The sequence below is a fragment of the Brucella ciceri genome, from assembly GCF_041930145.1.
GTDB classification, from domain to species: Bacteria; Pseudomonadota; Alphaproteobacteria; order Rhizobiales; family Rhizobiaceae; genus Brucella; species Brucella intermedia.
In genome coordinates, this window is record NZ_JBHEEV010000003.1 from 185,039 (window position 1) to 202,382 (window position 17,344).

The following is a 17,344-nucleotide window of genomic DNA, read 5'->3' on the forward strand; positions in this document are numbered from 1 at the left end:
CCTCATAGGTTCAACCGGATGGCGACGGACTGGGCGTGGGCATCGAGGCCTTCGGCGCGGGCAATTTCGATTGCCGCAGGCCCGAGTACGCGCAGCTGATCGGGGCCGAGTTTGAGAAGCGACGTGCGTTTCATGTAGTCGAGAACCGAAAGTCCGGACGAAAAACGCGCCGAGCGCGCCGTCGGCAGAACGTGGTTGCAGCCGCCGACATAATCGCCGATCACTTCCGGCGTATACCCGCCGATGAAGATCGATCCGGCATTGCGGATTTTTGGCAGCAAGGCTTCCGGGTCGGCGGTGGCGATTTCCAGATGCTCGGCTGCAATGCGATTGGCAAGCGGAATGGCCGCTTCAAAATCCTCGACCAGAATGACGGCGCCGAAATCGCGCCAGCTCGCGGCTGCGGTTTGCGCGCGCGGCAGGTTGCGGAGCTGGCGTTCGACAGCTTCCTCCACCGCTATCGCCAGCGCTTCATCATTGGTCATGAGGATCGACTGCGCGGCAGTATCGTGCTCTGCCTGGGCAAGCAGGTCAGCGGCGATCCAGTCGGGATTGTTGTCCTTGTCGGCAACGACCAGAACTTCCGATGGGCCTGCGATCATGTCGATGCCGACCGTGCCGAAGACGATGCGCTTGGCGGCAGCAACATAGGCGTTGCCGGGGCCGACGATCTTGGCGACGGGCTTGATTGTTTCGGTGCCATAGGCAAGCGCCGCGATAGCCTGCGCCCCGCCGACGCGGTAGATTTCGGAAACGCCGGCCAGACGTGCGGCCACCAGAACAAGTGGATTGAGAATGCCATCGGGCGCGGGGACGACCATGACGATGCGTTCCACGCCGGCCACCTTGGCAGGAACGGCATTCATCAGGACGGAACTGGGATAGCTTGCCGTGCCGCCCGGAACATAAAGCCCCACGGCCTCGATGGCCGTCCAGCGCGAGCCAAGCTCGACCCCAAGCGCATCGGTGTAACGGTCATCCTTCGGCAATTGCCGCGCATGATGCTTCTCGATGCGCTCATGGGCAAGTTTCAGCGCCTCGATTGTCGAGGCGGGCGCTGTCTCGAAAGCCACATCGACTTCGGCTTCGGTTACCGCAATGCCGATTTTTTCAAGATCGATCCGGTCGAAACGGCGGGAATAATCGATGAGCGCGCTGTCGCCTTCGCGGCGCACCCGGGCGACGATTTCCCGCGCTGCCCGGTCCACATCTTCGGATGCTTCGCGCTTGCTTGCCAGAAATGTCGCGAAATTATTCTCGAAATCGGGATCGGTTTGTCTGAGCGTCTTGACCACGCTTCTGTTCCTTCAAATCTGCCAAATCTGCTTGCCAGCCAAATCTGCTCGCCAGACCGGCGTCCGGCTGACGAAAGACGGTCTCGTGTGACCTTCTTTCAGACGTTATGGCGAGGAAGCGATTCTGTTTCCCATGCCGCGCCAAGGTCCGTCATTTGCGCCTCAATGCATTCCACTTCAAGACGGATAGCCGCATTTGCCGAAAAAGTCAGTTCTATTGTTCCGGCAGGTGTTTCACCGGCGGTGAACTGAACGGCCATGAGGGAAAGCACCTCATCCGGCTTCTGGCGGTCTATCCCGGTTGCCCGGGCGGCAATCACGCGGTTGAAGTGCAGGGCGGTGCGGCGGCGCTGATATTGCGGCTTGCGCAGGAATCGCGGCTTGCTTTCTTCCCAGACGAACCGGTTAGCCGTCAGGATGAAGCGCTTTTCATTGGCGAGATATTGAAGGTCGGATACTTTCAAAACCGCGTCCTGAAGATGAGCCGACAGGACCTGCAAATCCTCCTCATCCAGCGCCACGAGCTTCAGCATATCCATACTCCAACACCACTTTCCCGTTATCGGTTAATAACTGTTCCCGGCGGCGGGGAAATCAACCACCCGCCTGATTGTTGATCAGCTGGCCCGATATTCACCTGGCCGATTATCAACTTGGCATGTCGAAACAAAAAAATCGACAGGCTTTTCAAGCCTGTCGCTGTTCATTGGCTTCTTCAAGGAGAATAAGAAAAGAGCGGAGCAATGAAAGTCGCTCCGCTCGGCCCTATCAACCACTGATGCGTTCCACCAACGCGCCGCAGCGGGACAGTTTTTCTTCCAGCCGCTCGAAGCCGCGATCCAGGTGATAGACGCGGTTGACCATGGTTTCGCCCTCGGCGGCTAGGCCCGCGATCACCAGGGAAACCGATGCGCGCAGGTCCGTCGCCATCACCTGAGCGCCTTTCAGGCGCTCCACGCCTTCGACGGTTGCCGTCTGGCCGGACAGGGAGATTTTTGCGCCGAGACGCGCCAGCTCCTGCACGTGCATGAAGCGATTTTCAAAAATGGTTTCCGTGATGCGCGAAGTTCCCTTCGCCTTGGTCATCAGGCCCATGAACTGCGCCTGCAAGTCGGTCGGGAAGCCGGGGAAGGGGTCGGTGGTGACGTCGACCGGCTGGATGCCATGGCCATTGCGCACCACGCGCAGGCCGCTATTCGTCTCGGTGATCTCGGCACCCGCCTGACGCAGCGTGTCCAGCGCCGACGACAGCAGGCTTTCCTGCGCGCCTTCCAGAAGCACGTCGCCGCCGGTCATCGCAACGGCCATCGCGTAGGTGCCGGTCTCGATACGGTCGGGAATGACGCGAACGCGCGCGCCCGAAAGGCTGGTCACGCCTTCCACCTGGATGGTGCTGGTGCCCGCACCGGTGATTTTTGCGCCCATTGCGTTGAGGCAGTCGGCGAGATTGACGACTTCCGGCTCGCGGGCCGCATTCTCGATGATCGTCTCTCCCTTGGCGAGAGCCGCTGCCATCAGCATGACATGGGTCGCGCCGACGGATACTTTCGGGAAGCTGTAGCGGGCGCCGACAAGGCCGCCCTTCGGCGCGCGCGCCTTGGCATAACCGTTTTCGATGTCGATTTGCGCTCCCAGTGCCTGAAGCGATTCCAGCAGCAGGTCCACGGGGCGGGTTCCGATGGCGCAACCGCCCGGCAGCGAGACGGTTGCCTCCCCGGTGCGCGCCAGAAGCGGCCCGATGACCCAGAAGCTGGCGCGCATCTTCGACACAAGCTCATAAGGCGCGGTCGTGTCGACGATATTGCGGGCGGTGAAGTGAATGGTGCGCGAATAGGCGCCGTTCTGGTGCTCGCGACGCCCATTCACCGAATAGTCGACGCCGTGGTTGCTCAGGATGCGTATCAACTGCTCGACATCGGCCAGATGCGGCACGTTTTCGAGCGTCAGCGTATCGTCGGTCAGAAGCGAGGCGATCATCAAGGGCAGGGCGGCGTTCTTGGCGCCGGAGATTGGAATGATGCCGTTGAGCTTGTTACCGCCGACGATTTTGATGCGATCCATGCTTTGTCACCTTCTGGGCCGATACCTTGCCCGATAAATTTGCACCAAATCCAGCGGCCGTTACGGCGCGGAGGCGTTGCGTGATGAAATTACGAGTCTTGCGGCCAAATTACGTCAAATACGAATCACAAAAGGACGATATCGCTGCGAAGAACAGAAATGAGCTTTTACCGCAGAGCCTCCCTATCTTCAAGAAAGGCTTTGTCGTCGTGATTCTCAGTCGGTGTCGTCGCTGGCAGCGGTGATGCCGTCGTTTCGTTCATCGGCTTCGCCTGCGCGCCGCGATCTCAATTGCGCTTTGCGGCGCATGAGATTCGCGCGCAGTTCCTCGGCCCGGCGCTTTTTGCGCTGGTCGGATTGGATTTGTTTCTCTTTGTTGGTGGTCGTGTCGCTCATGACGGTCTTCTACTACGGGAAAAAGGGCCGGAAAAGCGGGTTTCAGATGCGTGTTCGGCAGATTTCCACATTATGTGAAAAGAAATGCAATTGCTTGCTTGCGATTTGCGTAATGATGTGGCAGAAGTCCGCCGCACTCAAGAGATTGCTGCGGTAGCTCAGTGGTAGAGCACTCCCTTGGTAAGGGAGAGGTCGAGAGTTCAATCCTCTCTCGCAGCACCATTTCCTCCTGATATTCAACGCAAATTTGGCTTCATCCCTCGTAGGGCAGGAGAGCAGATGCGCATCGGTGTGCACCCATCCCGCATTGGATAGCCGACCGGACCAGCTACGCAACCGGCACCGCCTGTTCACATTCTTTGCAAGACGCTCGGCATTTGCAGCTTTAATGCTGTCGGCGCAGTTCACGCCGGCCCCGCTTCAGCGGGGCACTCGTTCCGCGGCAGGTTGTTCACGTGCCGCCTTCCTTGTTTTTCTTCTTCTTGCCCTCATCATAATGAAATTTGATGGCAAAGAACATGGCCACGCCCAACACGATGACCTTGAATGCCATCAAGCCTATAGGGATCCATTCCATTTAACCGCATTCCCGAGCTGCTATTTTCCGTGACTGGCACTAGCACATCGCGGTTCGATGAACAGATCATATTTGGTTGATCTCGCTGACGTTTGGAAAAGCACTGTGTCGTGCAAATGCGATATTCGTTCAGGCGGGCTCAATCCTGTCAGGCCGCCTTTCTTTCGCAGCCGCTCTTTTCGATGTATACTGCCTGCCTGATCGTCAGGCTTCACGCGGATTATCCGCTGACCATGTGAAGCCGGAAATTGCGTGCAGGCCTGTCCTGACCGCCGCCCTTGCCGTCAGGACTGCCTAACCCGCAGGAGGAGCGTCATGGCACAGTTTCATGTAATTGCAGGTCGGGACCAGACTGCCTTTTATCCGGAAGTCAAGCGCATCCAGATGGCGGATGTAATCGATGCCCTGCGTTTGGGTTTCGACGACTTCTGGGCGAAGCCATCGCATTACGTTTTTCTTTGTCTCATATATCCGCTGGCCGGGTTGTTCATCACCTATTGGAGCACCAACGCAAATGCGCTGCCGCTCCTGTTCCCCCTCATGTCCGGCTTCGCGTTGATCGGGCCGGTTGCCGCCTTGCCGCTTTATGAAATGAGCAGGCGCCGCGAGGAGAAAATGGACACGAGCTGGAGGCGCGCTTTCGATGTCAGCCGCTCCCCGGCATTGCCGTCGATCGTGGCCGTCGGCTCCTTCCTTTTCGCAATCTTCATTGCGTGGCTGTTGGTGGCTCAGAATCTCTATGTTCATTATTTCGGCCCCATGCCGCCCGAGAGCTTCTCGATGTTGATCAATCAGGTGTCATCGACGGAAGAGGGGCGCAGTCTTATTTTCGCCGGTTGTGGCATTGGCTTCCTTTTTGCAATCGTCGTCCTGTGCTTGACGATTGTCACCTTTCCGATGCTGCTCGATCAGGATTGCGGGGCTGCGGCGGCTATCGCGACATCATTGCGTGTCGTCTGGCGCAATCCACTCGAAGCGCTGCTTTGGGCGGCAATTGTAACCGCTATGCTGGTCGTGGGCTTCGCCACCATGTTTGCCGGACTGGCTGTGGTGCTGCCCATCCTCGGACATGCGACGTGGCACCTCTATCGAAAGACGGTTGCGCAGCCGGCGTTGGCGCGCGCCGGATGATAGGACGGATCGGAGGGCCGAAGACCAAAAGTAACCTGTCGTGGAACTCCGAAATACGATTGGGCTGGACAAACGGATATTTGCAGTGGCCAATATAAGAGACGGCATTGGTAGCACTTCATAGTTCCCAATAGTGTTGTGCCGTATTGGCGTCGCGCCCGTGGCGCCGCGTTACTTCTTGTTTTGAGCTTGAGAGGCAAACAAATGTTTCGTGCCACTGCCATTATTCGTGCGGATGAGGTGATCGATGCTGTGCCTGCGGGCCACGCCGTTCTTGAACGCGATGAACGCCATCTGCGGCGCAAAGCCATTGCTCTGGAAGGCGGCGAGAAGGTGCTTGTCGATTTCGCGGAGCCGGTTGTGCTGGGTCACGGAGACAGGCTCGTTCTGGACGACGGGCGCGAAATTGAAATCCGCGCTGCAAGCGAGGAACTCTACGAAATTCGCGGGCGCGATCCGCTCCACATAGCCGAACTCGCTTGGCATATCGGCAACCGGCATCTGGCGGCACAGATCGAGAATGACCGTATCTTCATTCTTCGCGACCATGTCATCAAGGCGATGCTCGAGGGGCTTGGCGCCAAGGTGACGGATGTAACGGCAATTTTCAGTCCGCTGCGCGGTGCATATGCGGGTGGCCATTCGCATCATGACCACGGACATCATCATGGTCACCACGACCATGACCATGACCATCATCATCACCACGACTGATATTTACTGGCGTTAGTGACATCACGGCCATGAAACACGAACCCCAACATTCGAGGCTTTTTCGCACATGACACAGAAAAACGGACCCTTGCGCATCGGCATTGGCGGGCCGGTGGGATCGGGAAAGACGACGCTGACCGAAAAGCTCTGCAAGGCGATGCGCGATAAATATTCGGTCGCCGTGATTACCAACGATATCTACACGCAGGAGGACGCCCTTATTCTGGCTCGCTCTCAGGCCTTGCCCGAGGAACGGATCATGGGTGTCGAGACGGGCGGATGCCCGCACACGGCGATCCGCGAGGACGCCTCCATCAATCTGCAGGCAATCGCCGAAATGAACCGGCGGATTCCGGATCTGGATATCGTCTTCATCGAATCCGGCGGCGACAATCTGGCGGCCACGTTCTCGCCCGATCTGGCGGACCTGACGCTTTATGTCATCTCGGTTTGTCAGGGTGAGGAAATTCCGCGCAAGGGCGGACCGGGCATCACGCGGTCGGATTTCCTGGTGATCAACAAGAGCGATCTCGCCCCTCATGTGCACGTTGATCTCGAGGTCATGCAGGGGGATGCGGCGCGGATGCGCGGCTCACGTCCGTTCGGTTTCACCGATCTCCATCGCGGCAAGGGCGTGCCGGAGATTATCGACTTCATCGTCGAGAATGGCGGGCTGGAGCTGCGTTGAGCGCAGCTCGTTAAGGGATCATGTCTTCCAAAGTGGGAGATGTTTCAGCGTGCTTTTGTGCCGCCGGGGACCAGAACATGCCAGACCCGCGCTGGCAGCGCCAACGCCGGATTGTGCATAAAATCAACCAGTAAGGGAATGGCGCACCCGAAAGGATTCGAACCTCTGACCCCCAGATTCGTAGTCTGGTGCTCTATCCAGCTGAGCTACGGGTGCTTGCCTGTGTGCCGCTCGCTGCGGCGATGGGCGGTTGATAATCGGACAAATCGCTAAATGCAAGCGTCTTCTTAGAAAAAAATGTGGTTCTGTGAAGATTTCTTGTCAGGCCTCGCATTTCCGGGCTTTTCGGCCGGAGCCGGTGCAACGGCAGATTGTCTAGGCGTTCTCTTCGGTGCGCTGGTTGCTGCGGTCTTCGCGGCGCATCTGCAAATCAGGAATGCGAATCTCGAAATGCGCGCCAACAGGGCGGTCCTCGCGAAGCTCGATTGTGCCGCCATGCGCACGAACCAGTTCCTGCGCAATGGCAAGCCCGAGGCCGGTGCCGTCGCTGCGCGTCGAGCCACGGAACGCCGTGAAAAGATTGTCGCGCGCCTTTTGCGGCAGGCCGGGGCCGGTATCCTCGACGCCGATGATCGTCGTCGTCCCGATTCTTCCCGCCGAAATCGTTAGTCGCTTGACCGTCGCGACATCAGTCGTCTGGTCACGCTCCATGGCCTGAACGGAATTTCGGCAGAGATTGCTCAGGACCCGGAACAACTGCTCCGAATCGACATTCAGCTCGAAATCTTCCGGAACTAGATTCTCGAACTCGATGCTGCTTTCGGAGCTGGGACTCAAGGTTTCCTGCACGTCCGCGATGATGGTGTGCAGCAGGACGCGGCGCGGACGCGGCGGCGCTTCCTGCGAACGGCCATAGGCCATCACGCTTTCGGAATAGCTGATCGCACGGCTGAGCGTGCGAATGAGCTTGGGAGCGAACCGCTGCACCATCGGGTCTTCGGTATCGGCAAGCCTGTCCGACATCAACTGCGCCGAAGCCAGGATATTGCGCATGTCGTGGTTGATCTTGGAAACGGCGAGGCCGAGATCGGCCAGGTGTTTCTGTTCCTTCAGCGTGCGCTGGAGGTCGCTCTGAATATGGGATATCTGGCGCTGGGCGATGCCGAATTCGTCCTTGCGATTTTCCGGAACGAGAATGAGCGCGGGATTGTCGGGAGACGATGCGAAATCGATCATGTTGCGATGCATGATGCGCACTGGCCGCAACAGCATTTCATGGATGATCAGGTAGATCAGGCTTGCCGCTATCACGGAAATGATGAGGGATATGAAAGTGACGTTGCGCGCATAGACGAGCATGGCGTGGCGAAGCGGCGCATCGGAGGTGACAATTTCGATGACACGGTCCGGCGAACCGGAGGATGAAACCGAACCGAAGATTCGCAGCGTTCTCTCCCCGCCGTTGAACAAGGTGCCGAATGCATCCCAAATGGCCGCCGCTTCGCTGATATTGTTCAGATCGATGATCTGATCGATCTTGCCGGGAACTTCCGACATGGCGAGCAGGCGCGACGCCCCGGCCTCACGCATGGCGATCGCCTTGGTGCCGGTGGCCAGAAGCACCTTGTCCTGGATTTCGCGCGGCACATCCATGTTGCCGCTGGCCGCCAGCACTTCGCTGACGGCGCCCACCGTATCGAGCCGGGAACTCATCCAGCGCACGCGCATATTGGCCACGGACGGGACGAAGATCAGAACTTCGGTGATCAGCACTGCGAGCGCGGTCAGCAGCAGGAGCTTGCTTGAAAGCCGGTTGCGCCAGGGCAGTCGTGTAAACTGGGTTGGGGAGAGCCGCTCGACGGTCGCAGTCCGAGAGGCCGCTTCGGGGGAAAGCGCGCCCGTTTCCGTGGTCTTTTCAACAACCGCCATAGCCTGCTTCCAATTCAAGGCGAACCGGCCCAATTGCCGCGGTGCCTAAACCGGTCTGCCGTCGAAACGCAATTCATAAAGGTAGCCTCCTATATATGGAGCCGGCCGATAAATCCAACAGCCTTTGTTCAATCGGTTAAAAACGCCCCCGGTTCCGCGCTCTTCATGCGCAGCATTACCGAAATTTAACTCGACGGTGCGAGGCCTCTATGCAAAATCGTAGTCGGAAAAATCCGTACTTCTTCTGGTCCTGCCCGGAGAATGCGTGATTTGCGCAATGTGAAGGCAATCATCATTCTGATACTATTTGCTGGCATTTTCCGCGCCCGACATAATGGTTTCGAATACGAGGTCCGTCCGGGCGACGGTACACCTCGCCGGAGAGCTGAATGAAATCCTGGAAGCAGATTGCCTTGTGCCTGCTCATCGCCGCGGCCGCCATCGGCGGCTGGTATGCATATAAGAACAAGTCCGATGTGGTGAAGGCCGCCGCAACGGGCGAAGCGCCCAGAAACGGGGGCGGGCGGTCTGCGCCGCTGGTCGTCGTGGAAGCGGCGGGCGAAGAGACCATCAACAACCGGTTGACGGCTATCGGCTCGGCACGGGCTCTCAGCACCGTTTCGATAACCCCATATTCCAGCGGCTACATGACGAAGCTTTACGTCAAGGCTGGCGACATGGTGAAGGAAGGCGATCCGGTCGCAGAACTTGATGCCGAGACGGAGAAGATCGCCGTCGCCAAGGCGGAAACCGCATTGAAGGATGCGCAGACGACCCGCCAGCGCATCGCAAAATTGCGGGCGACGAACACGGCAACGGAAGTTCAGGTGGTCGAAACGGAACTGGCGGTCGCCAATGCGCAGCTTGCCTTGCAGGACGCGCAGCTCGCCCTGAGCCGCCGCACGGTCCGTGCGCCCATTTCCGGCATCGTCGGCATCCTGCCCGTCAATGTGGGTAATTACATCACCGCACAGACGTCCATCGGCCGCATCGATGACCGGTCGAAAGTGCTGATCGATATCTGGGTGCCGGAACGGTTCGCGCCGCAGATCAAGGTCGGCCAGCCCTTGATGGCGGAATCGACCGCTTTCCCTGGCGAGACCTATATTGGCGAAATCAACGCCGTGGACAACATGCTGGACGAAGCCAGCCGCACGCTGCACGTCCGGGCAGAAGTCCCCAACACGCAGGATCGCCTGCGCGCCGGCATGTCGTTTTCCGTCACCGTTCTTTTCCCGGGCGACCGCTATCCCTCGGTCGATCCGCTGGCCATCCAGTGGGGCGCAGACGGTTCCTATGTCTGGCGCGTCGAGGACGGCGTAGCCCGCAAGATCGACGCGCGTATCGTTCAGCGCAATTCAACAAATATCCTCATCGACGGTCCGGTGAAGCAGGGCGACCTGATCGTCACGCAGGGCGTCCAGACCGTGCGGGACGACGCGCCCGTACGCGTGAAGGACGAGCAGGGTACGGCGCTGGCGGACCCGGCCTCGGCAAAGCGGACCGCAGGATGAGGATGACAACGTGACCGGTCACAATTCCTCATCCGACAAAGGCGGATCGACGGCGCTGTTCATCCGCCGTCCCGTCTTTGCATTCGTTATCAATGTTCTGATCGTTGTTGCGGGTCTGGCCGCTTTCACGGGCGTCGATATCCGCGAACTGCCGGACGTAGACCGGCCCGTCGTGACGATCAGCACGGATTTCAAGGGTGCGTCCGCTGAAACCATCGACCGCCAGTTGACGCAGGTCCTTGAAAACGCGGTGGCGCGCGTCTCCGGCGTGAAATCCATTTCCTCCACATCGTCTTTTGAGCGAAGCCGCGTCACGGTGGAATTCAATGACGGCGTGGACCTCAATGTCGCCGCCGCCGACATGCGGGATGCGATCTCCCGCGTTGCCAATGACGTGCCGGAAGAGGCGGACCCGTCCCGCATCATCAAGGCGGACTCCAATGCCGATGCGGTGATGCGTCTGGCGGTTACGTCCGACACCATGTCCGTCGATGACATGACGGTGCTGGTCGAAGACCAGATTCAGGATATCCTGTCCGCCGTTCCGGGCGTTGCCGACGTTCAGATCAACGGTGACCGCGACAAGATCTTCCGCATCGATATCAATCAGGCGCGCCTTGCAAGCTACGGCCTGACCATTGCCGATATAACCAAGGCGCTTTCCTCCATGGGGCTGGACGCCCCTGCCGGTTCGCTGCGCAGCGCCGATCAGTCCATCGTGGTTCGCGCCACGGCCAATCTGGAAAAGCCGGAAGATTTCGAAAACGTCTATATCAGCGGACGCACGCAGATTCGCGATGTCGCGACCGTCACGCTGGGGCCCGATATCGAAAGCTCCGCCGTTCGCTCCAACGGCAAGACGGCAATCGGTCTCGGCATCGTCCGTCAGGCGCAGTCGAACACGCTCGACATTTCGGAAGGCATTCGCGCAGCGGTCGCCAATCTGCAGAAGACCTTGCCTGCGGGCGTCAATATTGCCGTCACCAGTGACGATGCGAACTTCATCAATGGCGCTATCCACGAGGTGGAAATCGCGCTGATCGCGTCGGTGATCATCGTCGTGGCAATTATCTTCATGTTCCTGTGGGATATACGCGCGACGCTCATTCCGGCCTTGTCCATGCCCGTCGCCCTCATAGGCACGATCGCGGCCATCTATCTGGCAGGGTTTTCCGTCAATATCCTCACCCTGCTGGCGCTGGTGCTGGCGACAGGCCTCGTGGTCGATGACGCCATCGTGGTGCTGGAAAACGTGGTCCGGCGGCGCAATCAGGGCATGGGGCCGCGCGCTGCTGCCGTGCTCGGCACGCAGGAAGTCTTCTTTGCCGTCATCGCCACCACGCTCACGCTGGCGGCGGTCTTCGTGCCGATTTCATTCCTGCCGGGGCAGGCGGGCGGTCTGTTCCGCGAATTCGGCTTCGTTCTGGCGATTGCGGTGCTTCTGTCTTCCGTGGTGGCGCTGACGCTTTGCCCGATGCTCGCCTCCCGCTTTCTCAAGGAAGGCAATGGCGAGGATGGCGGCCACGGCCCGCTTTTCCTGCGCCGGATCGGTGGTGGACTTGCTGCGTTTTACAAGAAGACGCTGCATCTCTGCCTGTCGGCGCCGTTCGTGGTTGTGCTCGTCGCCCTGCTTTTCGCCGGTGCATCCTTTGTCGGCTATGGCCTGATCCGTCAGGAACTGACACCGTCGGAAGATCGTGCCGTCGCGTTGCTGCGCATCAACGGGCCGCAAGGCATCAGCGTGGAGTTCCTTCAGTCACAGCTCGACCGGATCGAGGAAGCGATCCAGCCGCTGCGCGACAGTGGTGAAATCACCACCACCTATGCCATTGCGGGTTCCGGCGGATCGGCCAATAACGGCTTCGTCGTCCTGACGCTGGCGCCGTGGAAGGAACGCGCGCGCAGCCAGCAGGAGATCATGGCTGATATTACCCAGCGCATCAAAGGCATAACGGCGGTGCGCATATTCACCACCCAGCCCAACAGCCTTGGTATTCGCGGCGCGGGCAACGGCTTGCAGTTCGCCATTGTGGGCAGCGACTATGCCAAGCTGCAGCCTGCGGCGCAGGCGGTTGTCGCCGCGCTGGAAAAGGACCCGCGCTTCGTGCAGCCACGCCTTTCCGTGGAACCGACCCAGCCGCAATTGTCCGTCGAGATCAATCGCGAGCGGGCCTCGGATCTGGGTATCGACATCACCGGGCTCGCCAATGCCGTGCAATCCGTGCTGGACGGCCGCAAGATAGGATCGGTCTATGTCGGGGATCGCAGTTTCGATGTGAAACTCGTCGCCACCACCAATCCGATCAACGATCCAACCGATCTTGAAAACATTTTCATGAAGACGACGGACGGCCGTTATGTGCCTATGTCGTCCATCGCTTCGGTTGTCGAGAAGGCGGTTCCACCGCAGCTTGATCGCGAGACGCGCCAGCGTTCGGTCTCGATCACGACAAACCTGCGCGACGATTTTGCCCTGGGCGACGCCTACAAGGCCGCGCAGGAGATCGCAGCGCCTCTGTTGCCGCCGGGCAGTCACATCATTCCGCTGGCCGAAGCTTCCACACTCAGCGAAACGTCGAGCGGTCTCGCCATGGTGTTCGGCTTTGCCATCATCATCATTCTTCTGGTGCTGGCGGCACAGTTCGAAAGCTTTGTCAGCGCCCTGATTGTGATGGCCACCGTTCCGCTTGGGCTGGGCTGCGCCGTTTTCGCCATGCTGCTTACCGGCACCAGCCTGAACGTCTATAGCCAGATCGGCCTTGTGCTTCTGGTCGGCATCATGGCCAAGAACGGTATCCTGATCGTCGAGTTTGCGGATCAGTTGCGTGACAAGGGCTTGAGCGTTCGCGAGGCAATCGAGGAAGCATCCAATATTCGTCTCCGTCCCGTCTGCATGACCATGATCTGCGCGGTTCTGGGCGGCGTGCCCCTGATTTTGGCGAGCGGTGCCGGTGCGGAAGCCCGCGTGGCTCTGGGCTGGGTCATTGTCGGCGGTCTTGGTCTTGCAACCATCGCGACGCTCTATGTGACGCCGGTCGCCTATCTGCTGCTTGGACGCTTCACGCAGCCCAAGGCAGAGGAAGAAGCGCGGCTTGAACGGGAACTCAATCAGGCGCTCAAGGGAAAGCCGCAAAGAGGCGGGGCGGCTGAACCGGCGGAATAGGCTTGAGCACGTCCCCAAAGGTGGAAACCGGCGGGATCAGGTTGCGAAAACGCAAATCAAAAACAGAAAACCGGCCTTTGGGGCCGGTTTTCTTTTCTCATTTCAGAGCATGATCCAATCAGAATGAAAGGCGCTCCGAACGCGATCACTTCTTCATGGCGTCGGTGATCTTCGCGGTCCACGCGCCTTCCGGCTTCTTGGTGATGACCGGATCGGAACCGCCGCCGAGCAGGGTTTCCACCGTGCGGTCGGCAGCTGCCACGTCGAGAGTGCCATCGGAACCATCGACCAGCTTGCCGATTTCCTTGACCATACGCTCCTGCACTTCCTTGGTCTGCGCGCCGGAGGCATCATTGTCGAGCACGATATCGGCGGCTTCCCCCGGGTTTTCGGAGGCATATTTCCAGCCCTTCATCGAGGCGCGGACAAAGCGGGCCAGCTTGTCGACCATCGCCGGATCGTCGAGGCTCTTTTCCAGCACGTAAAGCCCGTCTTCCAGTGTCGCGACACCCTGTTCTTCATAAGGGAAGACGACAAGCTGATCGGCTGGAATGCCCGCATCGATCACCTGCCAGTATTCATTATAGGTCATGGTGGAAATGCAGTCGGCCTGCTTCTGGATCAGCGGGTCGACATTGAAGCCCTGCTTCAGCACGGTCACGCCGTCCTTGCCGCCCTCGGTCGGGATTTTCAGATGGCTCATCCACGACAGGAATGGATATTCATTCCCGCCAAACCAGACGCCAAGGGTGCGGCCCCGAAAATCTTCCGGCTTGGTGATGTTGGTGTCCTTGCGGCAGGTCAGCATCATGCCGGACTTCTTGAAGGGCTGGGCGATGTTGACGAGCGGGACGCCTTTTTCGCGGGTCGCAAGCGCCGAAGGCATCCAGTCGACCACGACATCTGCGCCGCCACCGGCAATCACCTGCGGCGGAGCGACGTCCGGCCCGCCCGGCTTGATATCGACGTCGAGATTTTCTTCCTCGTAGAAGCCCTTGTCCTTGGCCACATAGTAGCCGGCGAACTGCCCCTGCGTCACCCATTTGAGCTGCAAGGTCAGCTTGTCGGCAGCCATTGCCGAACTGCTCATAAGAGCGAGCGCCAGCCCCGCAGTCCCAAGGCATAAAGAAATTGCCTTTTTCATTTCCGTTCTCCTCTGGTTCTTTTTATCAGGCGTATTCCGAAAACCGGTTTCCACTTTTCTGAATGCGCTTTGGTCTGCCTTATGTTTGCAGATGCCAAATATTCGGGCCTAGGTCCTCCTGTATGAAGGGTGCCAGAATGTCAGTCTGCGCTCGATCAGCGCGATCAGCCCGTAAGAGAGCGAACCGGCAAGCGCGGCTACGAAGATTTCCGCCCAGACCATGTCTACATTCATGCGCCCGATTTCCGCCGAGATGCGGAAGCCCATGCCGACGATCGGCGTGCCGAAAAATTCCGCCACGATCGCGCCGATCAGCGCCAGGGTGGAATTGATCTTGAGAGCGTTGAATATGAAGGGCATGGCCGCTGGCAGGCGCAGCTTGAACAATGTCTGCCAGTAGCTGGAGCCGTAGGTTTCCATCATGTCCCGTTCCATCGCCCCGGCACTGGCAAGGCCCGCGACCGTATTCACCAGCATCGGGAAAAAGGTCATGATGATGACGACCGCTGCCTTTGACTGCCAGTCGAAACCGAACCACATCACCATGATCGGTGCGACACCAACGATGGGAAGCGCTGCGGCCAGATTGCCGAGCGGCAGCAGCCCCTTGCGCAGGAACGGAATCCGGTCCGCGATGATGGCGGTGATGAAACCAAGGCCGCACCCCGCGGCATAGCCGATGATGACGGCCTTGAGGAAAGTCTGCCTGAAATCCGCCCAGAGGATCGGTACGGACGCGGCGATGCGCGCCCAGATAGCCGAAGGTGCAGGCAGGAGAACCTGCGGGATGGCGAAGAGCCGGACCGTTACTTCCCAGAGCAGCAGCATCGCGATGCCGAACAGCGCCGGCACGGCGATATCCAGCATCTTCTGGCCTACGGGATTGCGGGTCTTCAGGCTTGCCACCCAACCCACGAGCAGCCAGGAACCGGCAATGAGCGCCATGACGGAAAGAATGCCTGTCATCATGCTGCCGCCCTTTCCGGCTTCGCGCCCATGCGCCGGTTCACGAGCTGCGCTGCGATGCCGATCAGCGCAACCAGCACGGCGGCCATCAGGGCAGCGGCAACGAGGGCAGCCCATATCTGCACGGTCTGGCCGTAATAAGAACCTGCAAGCAGCCGCGCACCCAGTCCCGCAACCGCTCCGGTCGGCAACTCACCCACGATGGCGCCGACGAGGCTGATGGCGACCGCGATCTGCATCGACGTGAAAAGAAACGGCATGGCCGCAGGCCAGCGCAGCTTCCAGAACACCTGCGATCTCGATGCATTATAGGTGCGCATAAGGTCGAGATGCATCACGTCGGGCGATCTCAGCCCCTTCACCATGCCGACAGCTACCGGAAAGAAGGAGAGATAGGTCGAGATGATCGCCTTGGGCAGCAGGCCCGATATGCCGACTGCATTCAGCACCACGATGATCATTGGCGCGATGGCGAGGATCGGGATCGTCTGTGAGGTGATGATCCACGGCATCAGGCTCTTGTCGAGCGTGCGGGAATGGACAATGCCGACAGCAAGGAGGACGCCTAGCGCCGACCCCAGCACGAAACCCAGCAAGGTGGAGGATAATGTCACCCATCCGTGATAGACGAGGCTGCGCTTGGAGCTGGGCTTGACCCCGAAGACGGTCTTCCAGATTTCCTCGGCCACCTGATGCGGCGCGGGCAGGACCGGTCGCTCCTGATGCATCGTATTGGCGACGAGCGTTGAGAAGGTGATTTCCGTCCCCGCACGGGTAGCCTGATCCCGTTCGAACGGCGCATTGAGCACAATCGCCAGCCCATACCAGAGCGCAATGATGACGGCGAGTATGGTCGTCACCGGAATGAATCTGTCGCGCAGAAAACCTTTCATGGGCGATCTCCGGCACAATGCGGTTGAGGCGCGCGCTCACTCATGAATATGCCCCAGACGCAGACCTTCACGGACCCGGTGGGCAATTTTAAGGAATGCTTCCGATTCCCTGATTTCCAGCGGCCTGTCGGGGCCAAGGTCGCAATCGATGATTTCATGTATTCGCCCCGGGCGCGGGCTCATGACGACGATCTTCGTGGAAAGAAACACCGCTTCCGGAATCGAGTGCGTGACGAAAATCACGGTCTTGCGCGTCGCGGCCCATAGCTTGAGAAGCTGTTCGTTGAGGTGATCGCGCACGATTTCGTCGAGCGCGCCGAAAGGCTCGTCCATCAGCAGCATGTCGGGATCGAAGGAGAGGGCGCGTGCGATCGATGCGCGCTGTTGCATGCCGCCGGAAAGCTGCCACGGATATTTCTTGCCGAAGCCCGAGAGATTGACGAGCGCGAGGTTCTTTTCGATCCGCTCGCGCCTTTCGGTCCTGGAGAAGCCCATGATCTCCAGCGGCAGGCTGATATTGTCTTCGATGGTGCGCCACGGAAACAGGGCAGCCGCCTGAAACACATAGCCATAGGACCGGGCGAGGCGGGCCTGTTCCGGTGTTTTCCCGTTCACGGTGACGGAGCCGGAGGTCGGCCGTTCGAGATCGGCGACGACACGCATCAACGTCGTCTTGCCGCATCCCGAAGGACCGATGAAGGAAACGAACTCGCCGCGCCTGACGGCGAGATCGATATTCGACAGCGCATGGACCGGCCCGTCATTCGTCTCGAAAACGAGCGACAGGTCTTTGATATCGATCACGGTCTGCGCATTTGCCTCGCCCCCCTTCGGGGCCATGCTGTCATTCAAACTCATGCGCGGTTCCCGAAG

The 17,344-nt window shown here is 59.4% G+C and carries 15 protein-coding genes and 2 tRNA genes; 6 read left to right on the forward strand and 11 right to left on the reverse strand.

The genetic code is table 11. From position 1 onward, the window contains the following. Window positions 1–2: 2 nt before the first annotated feature. From hisD to JNC63_RS07240, 4 genes are all read right to left on the reverse strand, one after another. Window positions 3–1,295 carry a histidinol dehydrogenase gene (gene hisD, locus JNC63_RS07225; RefSeq protein WP_021586310.1) on the reverse strand — a complete coding sequence of 431 codons (1,293 nt, stop codon included), beginning with the start codon at window positions 1,293–1,295 and terminating at the stop codon, window positions 3–5. A 98-nt stretch (window positions 1,296–1,393) separates the two neighbouring features. Then, window positions 1,394–1,834, reverse strand: a complete 441-nt coding sequence (locus JNC63_RS07230; protein WP_021586309.1) for a DUF2948 family protein — start codon at window positions 1,832–1,834, stop codon at window positions 1,394–1,396. A 229-nt stretch (window positions 1,835–2,063) separates the two neighbouring features. Further along, on the reverse strand, window positions 2,064–3,356 hold the full coding sequence (murA, locus tag JNC63_RS07235) for a UDP-N-acetylglucosamine 1-carboxyvinyltransferase (protein WP_006465977.1): 1,293 nt from the start codon (window positions 3,354–3,356) through the stop codon (window positions 2,064–2,066). A 216-nt stretch (window positions 3,357–3,572) separates the two neighbouring features. Further along, window positions 3,573–3,752: a hypothetical protein gene (locus tag JNC63_RS07240; RefSeq protein WP_006465978.1), complete on the reverse strand. Its 180-nt coding sequence runs from the start codon at window positions 3,750–3,752 to the stop codon at window positions 3,573–3,575. A 147-nt stretch (window positions 3,753–3,899) separates the two neighbouring features. On the opposite strand from JNC63_RS07240, the gene JNC63_RS07245 reads away from it, so the two are divergent. Next, a tRNA-Thr gene (locus JNC63_RS07245) sits at window positions 3,900–3,974 on the forward strand. Between the two features lie 229 nt (window positions 3,975–4,203). On the opposite strand, the gene JNC63_RS07250 is transcribed toward JNC63_RS07245, so the two are convergent. Continuing rightward, a complete protein-coding gene (locus JNC63_RS07250) occupies window positions 4,204–4,329 on the reverse strand; it encodes a hypothetical protein (RefSeq protein WP_006465979.1) in 126 nt (41 codons plus the stop codon). A gap of 315 nt (window positions 4,330–4,644) precedes the next feature. On the opposite strand from JNC63_RS07250, the gene JNC63_RS07255 reads away from it, so the two are divergent. The 3 genes from JNC63_RS07255 to ureG all read left to right on the forward strand — a co-directional run bounded on the left by JNC63_RS07255 (window position 4,645) and on the right by ureG (window position 6,862). Beyond that, window positions 4,645–5,460, forward strand: coding sequence for a DUF2189 domain-containing protein (locus JNC63_RS07255; protein ID WP_021586307.1), 816 nt, complete (start codon window positions 4,645–4,647; stop codon window positions 5,458–5,460). Window positions 5,461–5,664: 204 nt separating this feature from the next. After that, complete coding sequence (ureE, locus tag JNC63_RS07260) at window positions 5,665–6,174, forward strand: urease accessory protein UreE (protein WP_021586306.1); 510 nt, start codon at window positions 5,665–5,667, stop codon at window positions 6,172–6,174. A 67-nt stretch (window positions 6,175–6,241) separates the two neighbouring features. Then, window positions 6,242–6,862: an urease accessory protein UreG gene (ureG, locus tag JNC63_RS07265; protein WP_021586305.1), complete on the forward strand. Its 621-nt coding sequence runs from the start codon at window positions 6,242–6,244 to the stop codon at window positions 6,860–6,862. A gap of 139 nt (window positions 6,863–7,001) precedes the next feature. Here ureG and JNC63_RS07270 read toward each other — a convergent pair. Both JNC63_RS07270 and JNC63_RS07275 read right to left on the reverse strand, forming a co-directional pair. After that, window positions 7,002–7,078, reverse strand: a tRNA-Arg gene (locus tag JNC63_RS07270). A 159-nt stretch (window positions 7,079–7,237) separates the two neighbouring features. Further along, window positions 7,238–8,791 (reverse strand): sensor histidine kinase, encoded by a 1,554-nt coding sequence (locus JNC63_RS07275; protein WP_021586304.1) that lies wholly within the window; start codon window positions 8,789–8,791, stop codon window positions 7,238–7,240. A gap of 389 nt (window positions 8,792–9,180) precedes the next feature. Between JNC63_RS07275 and JNC63_RS07280 the strand changes: the two genes are divergently transcribed. Both JNC63_RS07280 and JNC63_RS07285 read left to right on the forward strand, forming a co-directional pair. Beyond that, window positions 9,181–10,305 (forward strand): efflux RND transporter periplasmic adaptor subunit, encoded by a 1,125-nt coding sequence (locus JNC63_RS07280; RefSeq protein ID WP_374846187.1) that lies wholly within the window; start codon window positions 9,181–9,183, stop codon window positions 10,303–10,305. 10 nt (window positions 10,306–10,315) lie between these two features. Next, a complete protein-coding gene (locus tag JNC63_RS07285) occupies window positions 10,316–13,468 on the forward strand; it encodes an efflux RND transporter permease subunit (RefSeq protein WP_006465986.1) in 3,153 nt (1,050 codons plus the stop codon). A 145-nt stretch (window positions 13,469–13,613) separates the two neighbouring features. On the opposite strand, the gene JNC63_RS07290 is transcribed toward JNC63_RS07285, so the two are convergent. The 4 genes from JNC63_RS07290 to JNC63_RS07305 form a co-directional block, all read right to left on the reverse strand. Then, entirely contained in the window at window positions 13,614–14,612 is a 999-nt protein-coding gene (locus JNC63_RS07290) for an ABC transporter substrate-binding protein (RefSeq protein ID WP_021586301.1), read from the reverse strand. Window positions 14,613–14,720: 108 nt separating this feature from the next. Then, entirely contained in the window at window positions 14,721–15,581 is an 861-nt protein-coding gene (locus tag JNC63_RS07295) for an ABC transporter permease (RefSeq protein WP_021586300.1), read from the reverse strand. After that, complete coding sequence (locus JNC63_RS07300) at window positions 15,578–16,471, reverse strand: ABC transporter permease (protein ID WP_021586299.1); 894 nt, start codon at window positions 16,469–16,471, stop codon at window positions 15,578–15,580. The genes JNC63_RS07295 and JNC63_RS07300 overlap by 4 nt, the downstream gene beginning before the upstream one ends. 36 nt (window positions 16,472–16,507) lie before the next feature. Further along, window positions 16,508–17,329, reverse strand: coding sequence for an ABC transporter ATP-binding protein (locus tag JNC63_RS07305; RefSeq protein ID WP_075041788.1), 822 nt, complete (start codon window positions 17,327–17,329; stop codon window positions 16,508–16,510). Window positions 17,330–17,344 lie beyond the last annotated feature (15 nt).

Excerpts from the sequence above, each read along its gene's own strand:
- JNC63_RS07230 (WP_021586309.1), bottom strand. The coding sequence starts at position 1,834 with ATGGATATGCTGAAGCTCGTGGCGCTGGATGAGGAGGATTTGCAGGTC.
- murA (WP_006465977.1), bottom strand. The coding sequence starts at position 3,356 with ATGGATCGCATCAAAATCGTCGGCGGTAACAAGCTCAACGGCATCATT.
- JNC63_RS07240 (WP_006465978.1), bottom strand. The coding sequence starts at position 3,752 with ATGAGCGACACGACCACCAACAAAGAGAAACAAATCCAATCCGACCAG.
- JNC63_RS07250 (WP_006465979.1), bottom strand. The coding sequence starts at position 4,329 with ATGGAATGGATCCCTATAGGCTTGATGGCATTCAAGGTCATCGTGTTG.
- JNC63_RS07255 (WP_021586307.1), top strand. The coding sequence starts at position 4,645 with ATGGCACAGTTTCATGTAATTGCAGGTCGGGACCAGACTGCCTTTTAT.
- ureE (WP_021586306.1), top strand. The coding sequence starts at position 5,665 with ATGTTTCGTGCCACTGCCATTATTCGTGCGGATGAGGTGATCGATGCT.
- ureG (WP_021586305.1), top strand. The coding sequence starts at position 6,242 with ATGACACAGAAAAACGGACCCTTGCGCATCGGCATTGGCGGGCCGGTG.
- JNC63_RS07275 (WP_021586304.1), bottom strand. The coding sequence starts at position 8,791 with ATGGCGGTTGTTGAAAAGACCACGGAAACGGGCGCGCTTTCCCCCGAA.
- JNC63_RS07280 (WP_374846187.1), top strand. The coding sequence starts at position 9,181 with ATGAAATCCTGGAAGCAGATTGCCTTGTGCCTGCTCATCGCCGCGGCC.
- JNC63_RS07290 (WP_021586301.1), bottom strand. The coding sequence starts at position 14,612 with ATGAAAAAGGCAATTTCTTTATGCCTTGGGACTGCGGGGCTGGCGCTC.
- JNC63_RS07295 (WP_021586300.1), bottom strand. The coding sequence starts at position 15,581 with ATGATGACAGGCATTCTTTCCGTCATGGCGCTCATTGCCGGTTCCTGG.
- JNC63_RS07300 (WP_021586299.1), bottom strand. The coding sequence starts at position 16,471 with ATGAAAGGTTTTCTGCGCGACAGATTCATTCCGGTGACGACCATACTC.
- JNC63_RS07305 (WP_075041788.1), bottom strand. The coding sequence starts at position 17,329 with ATGAGTTTGAATGACAGCATGGCCCCGAAGGGGGGCGAGGCAAATGCG.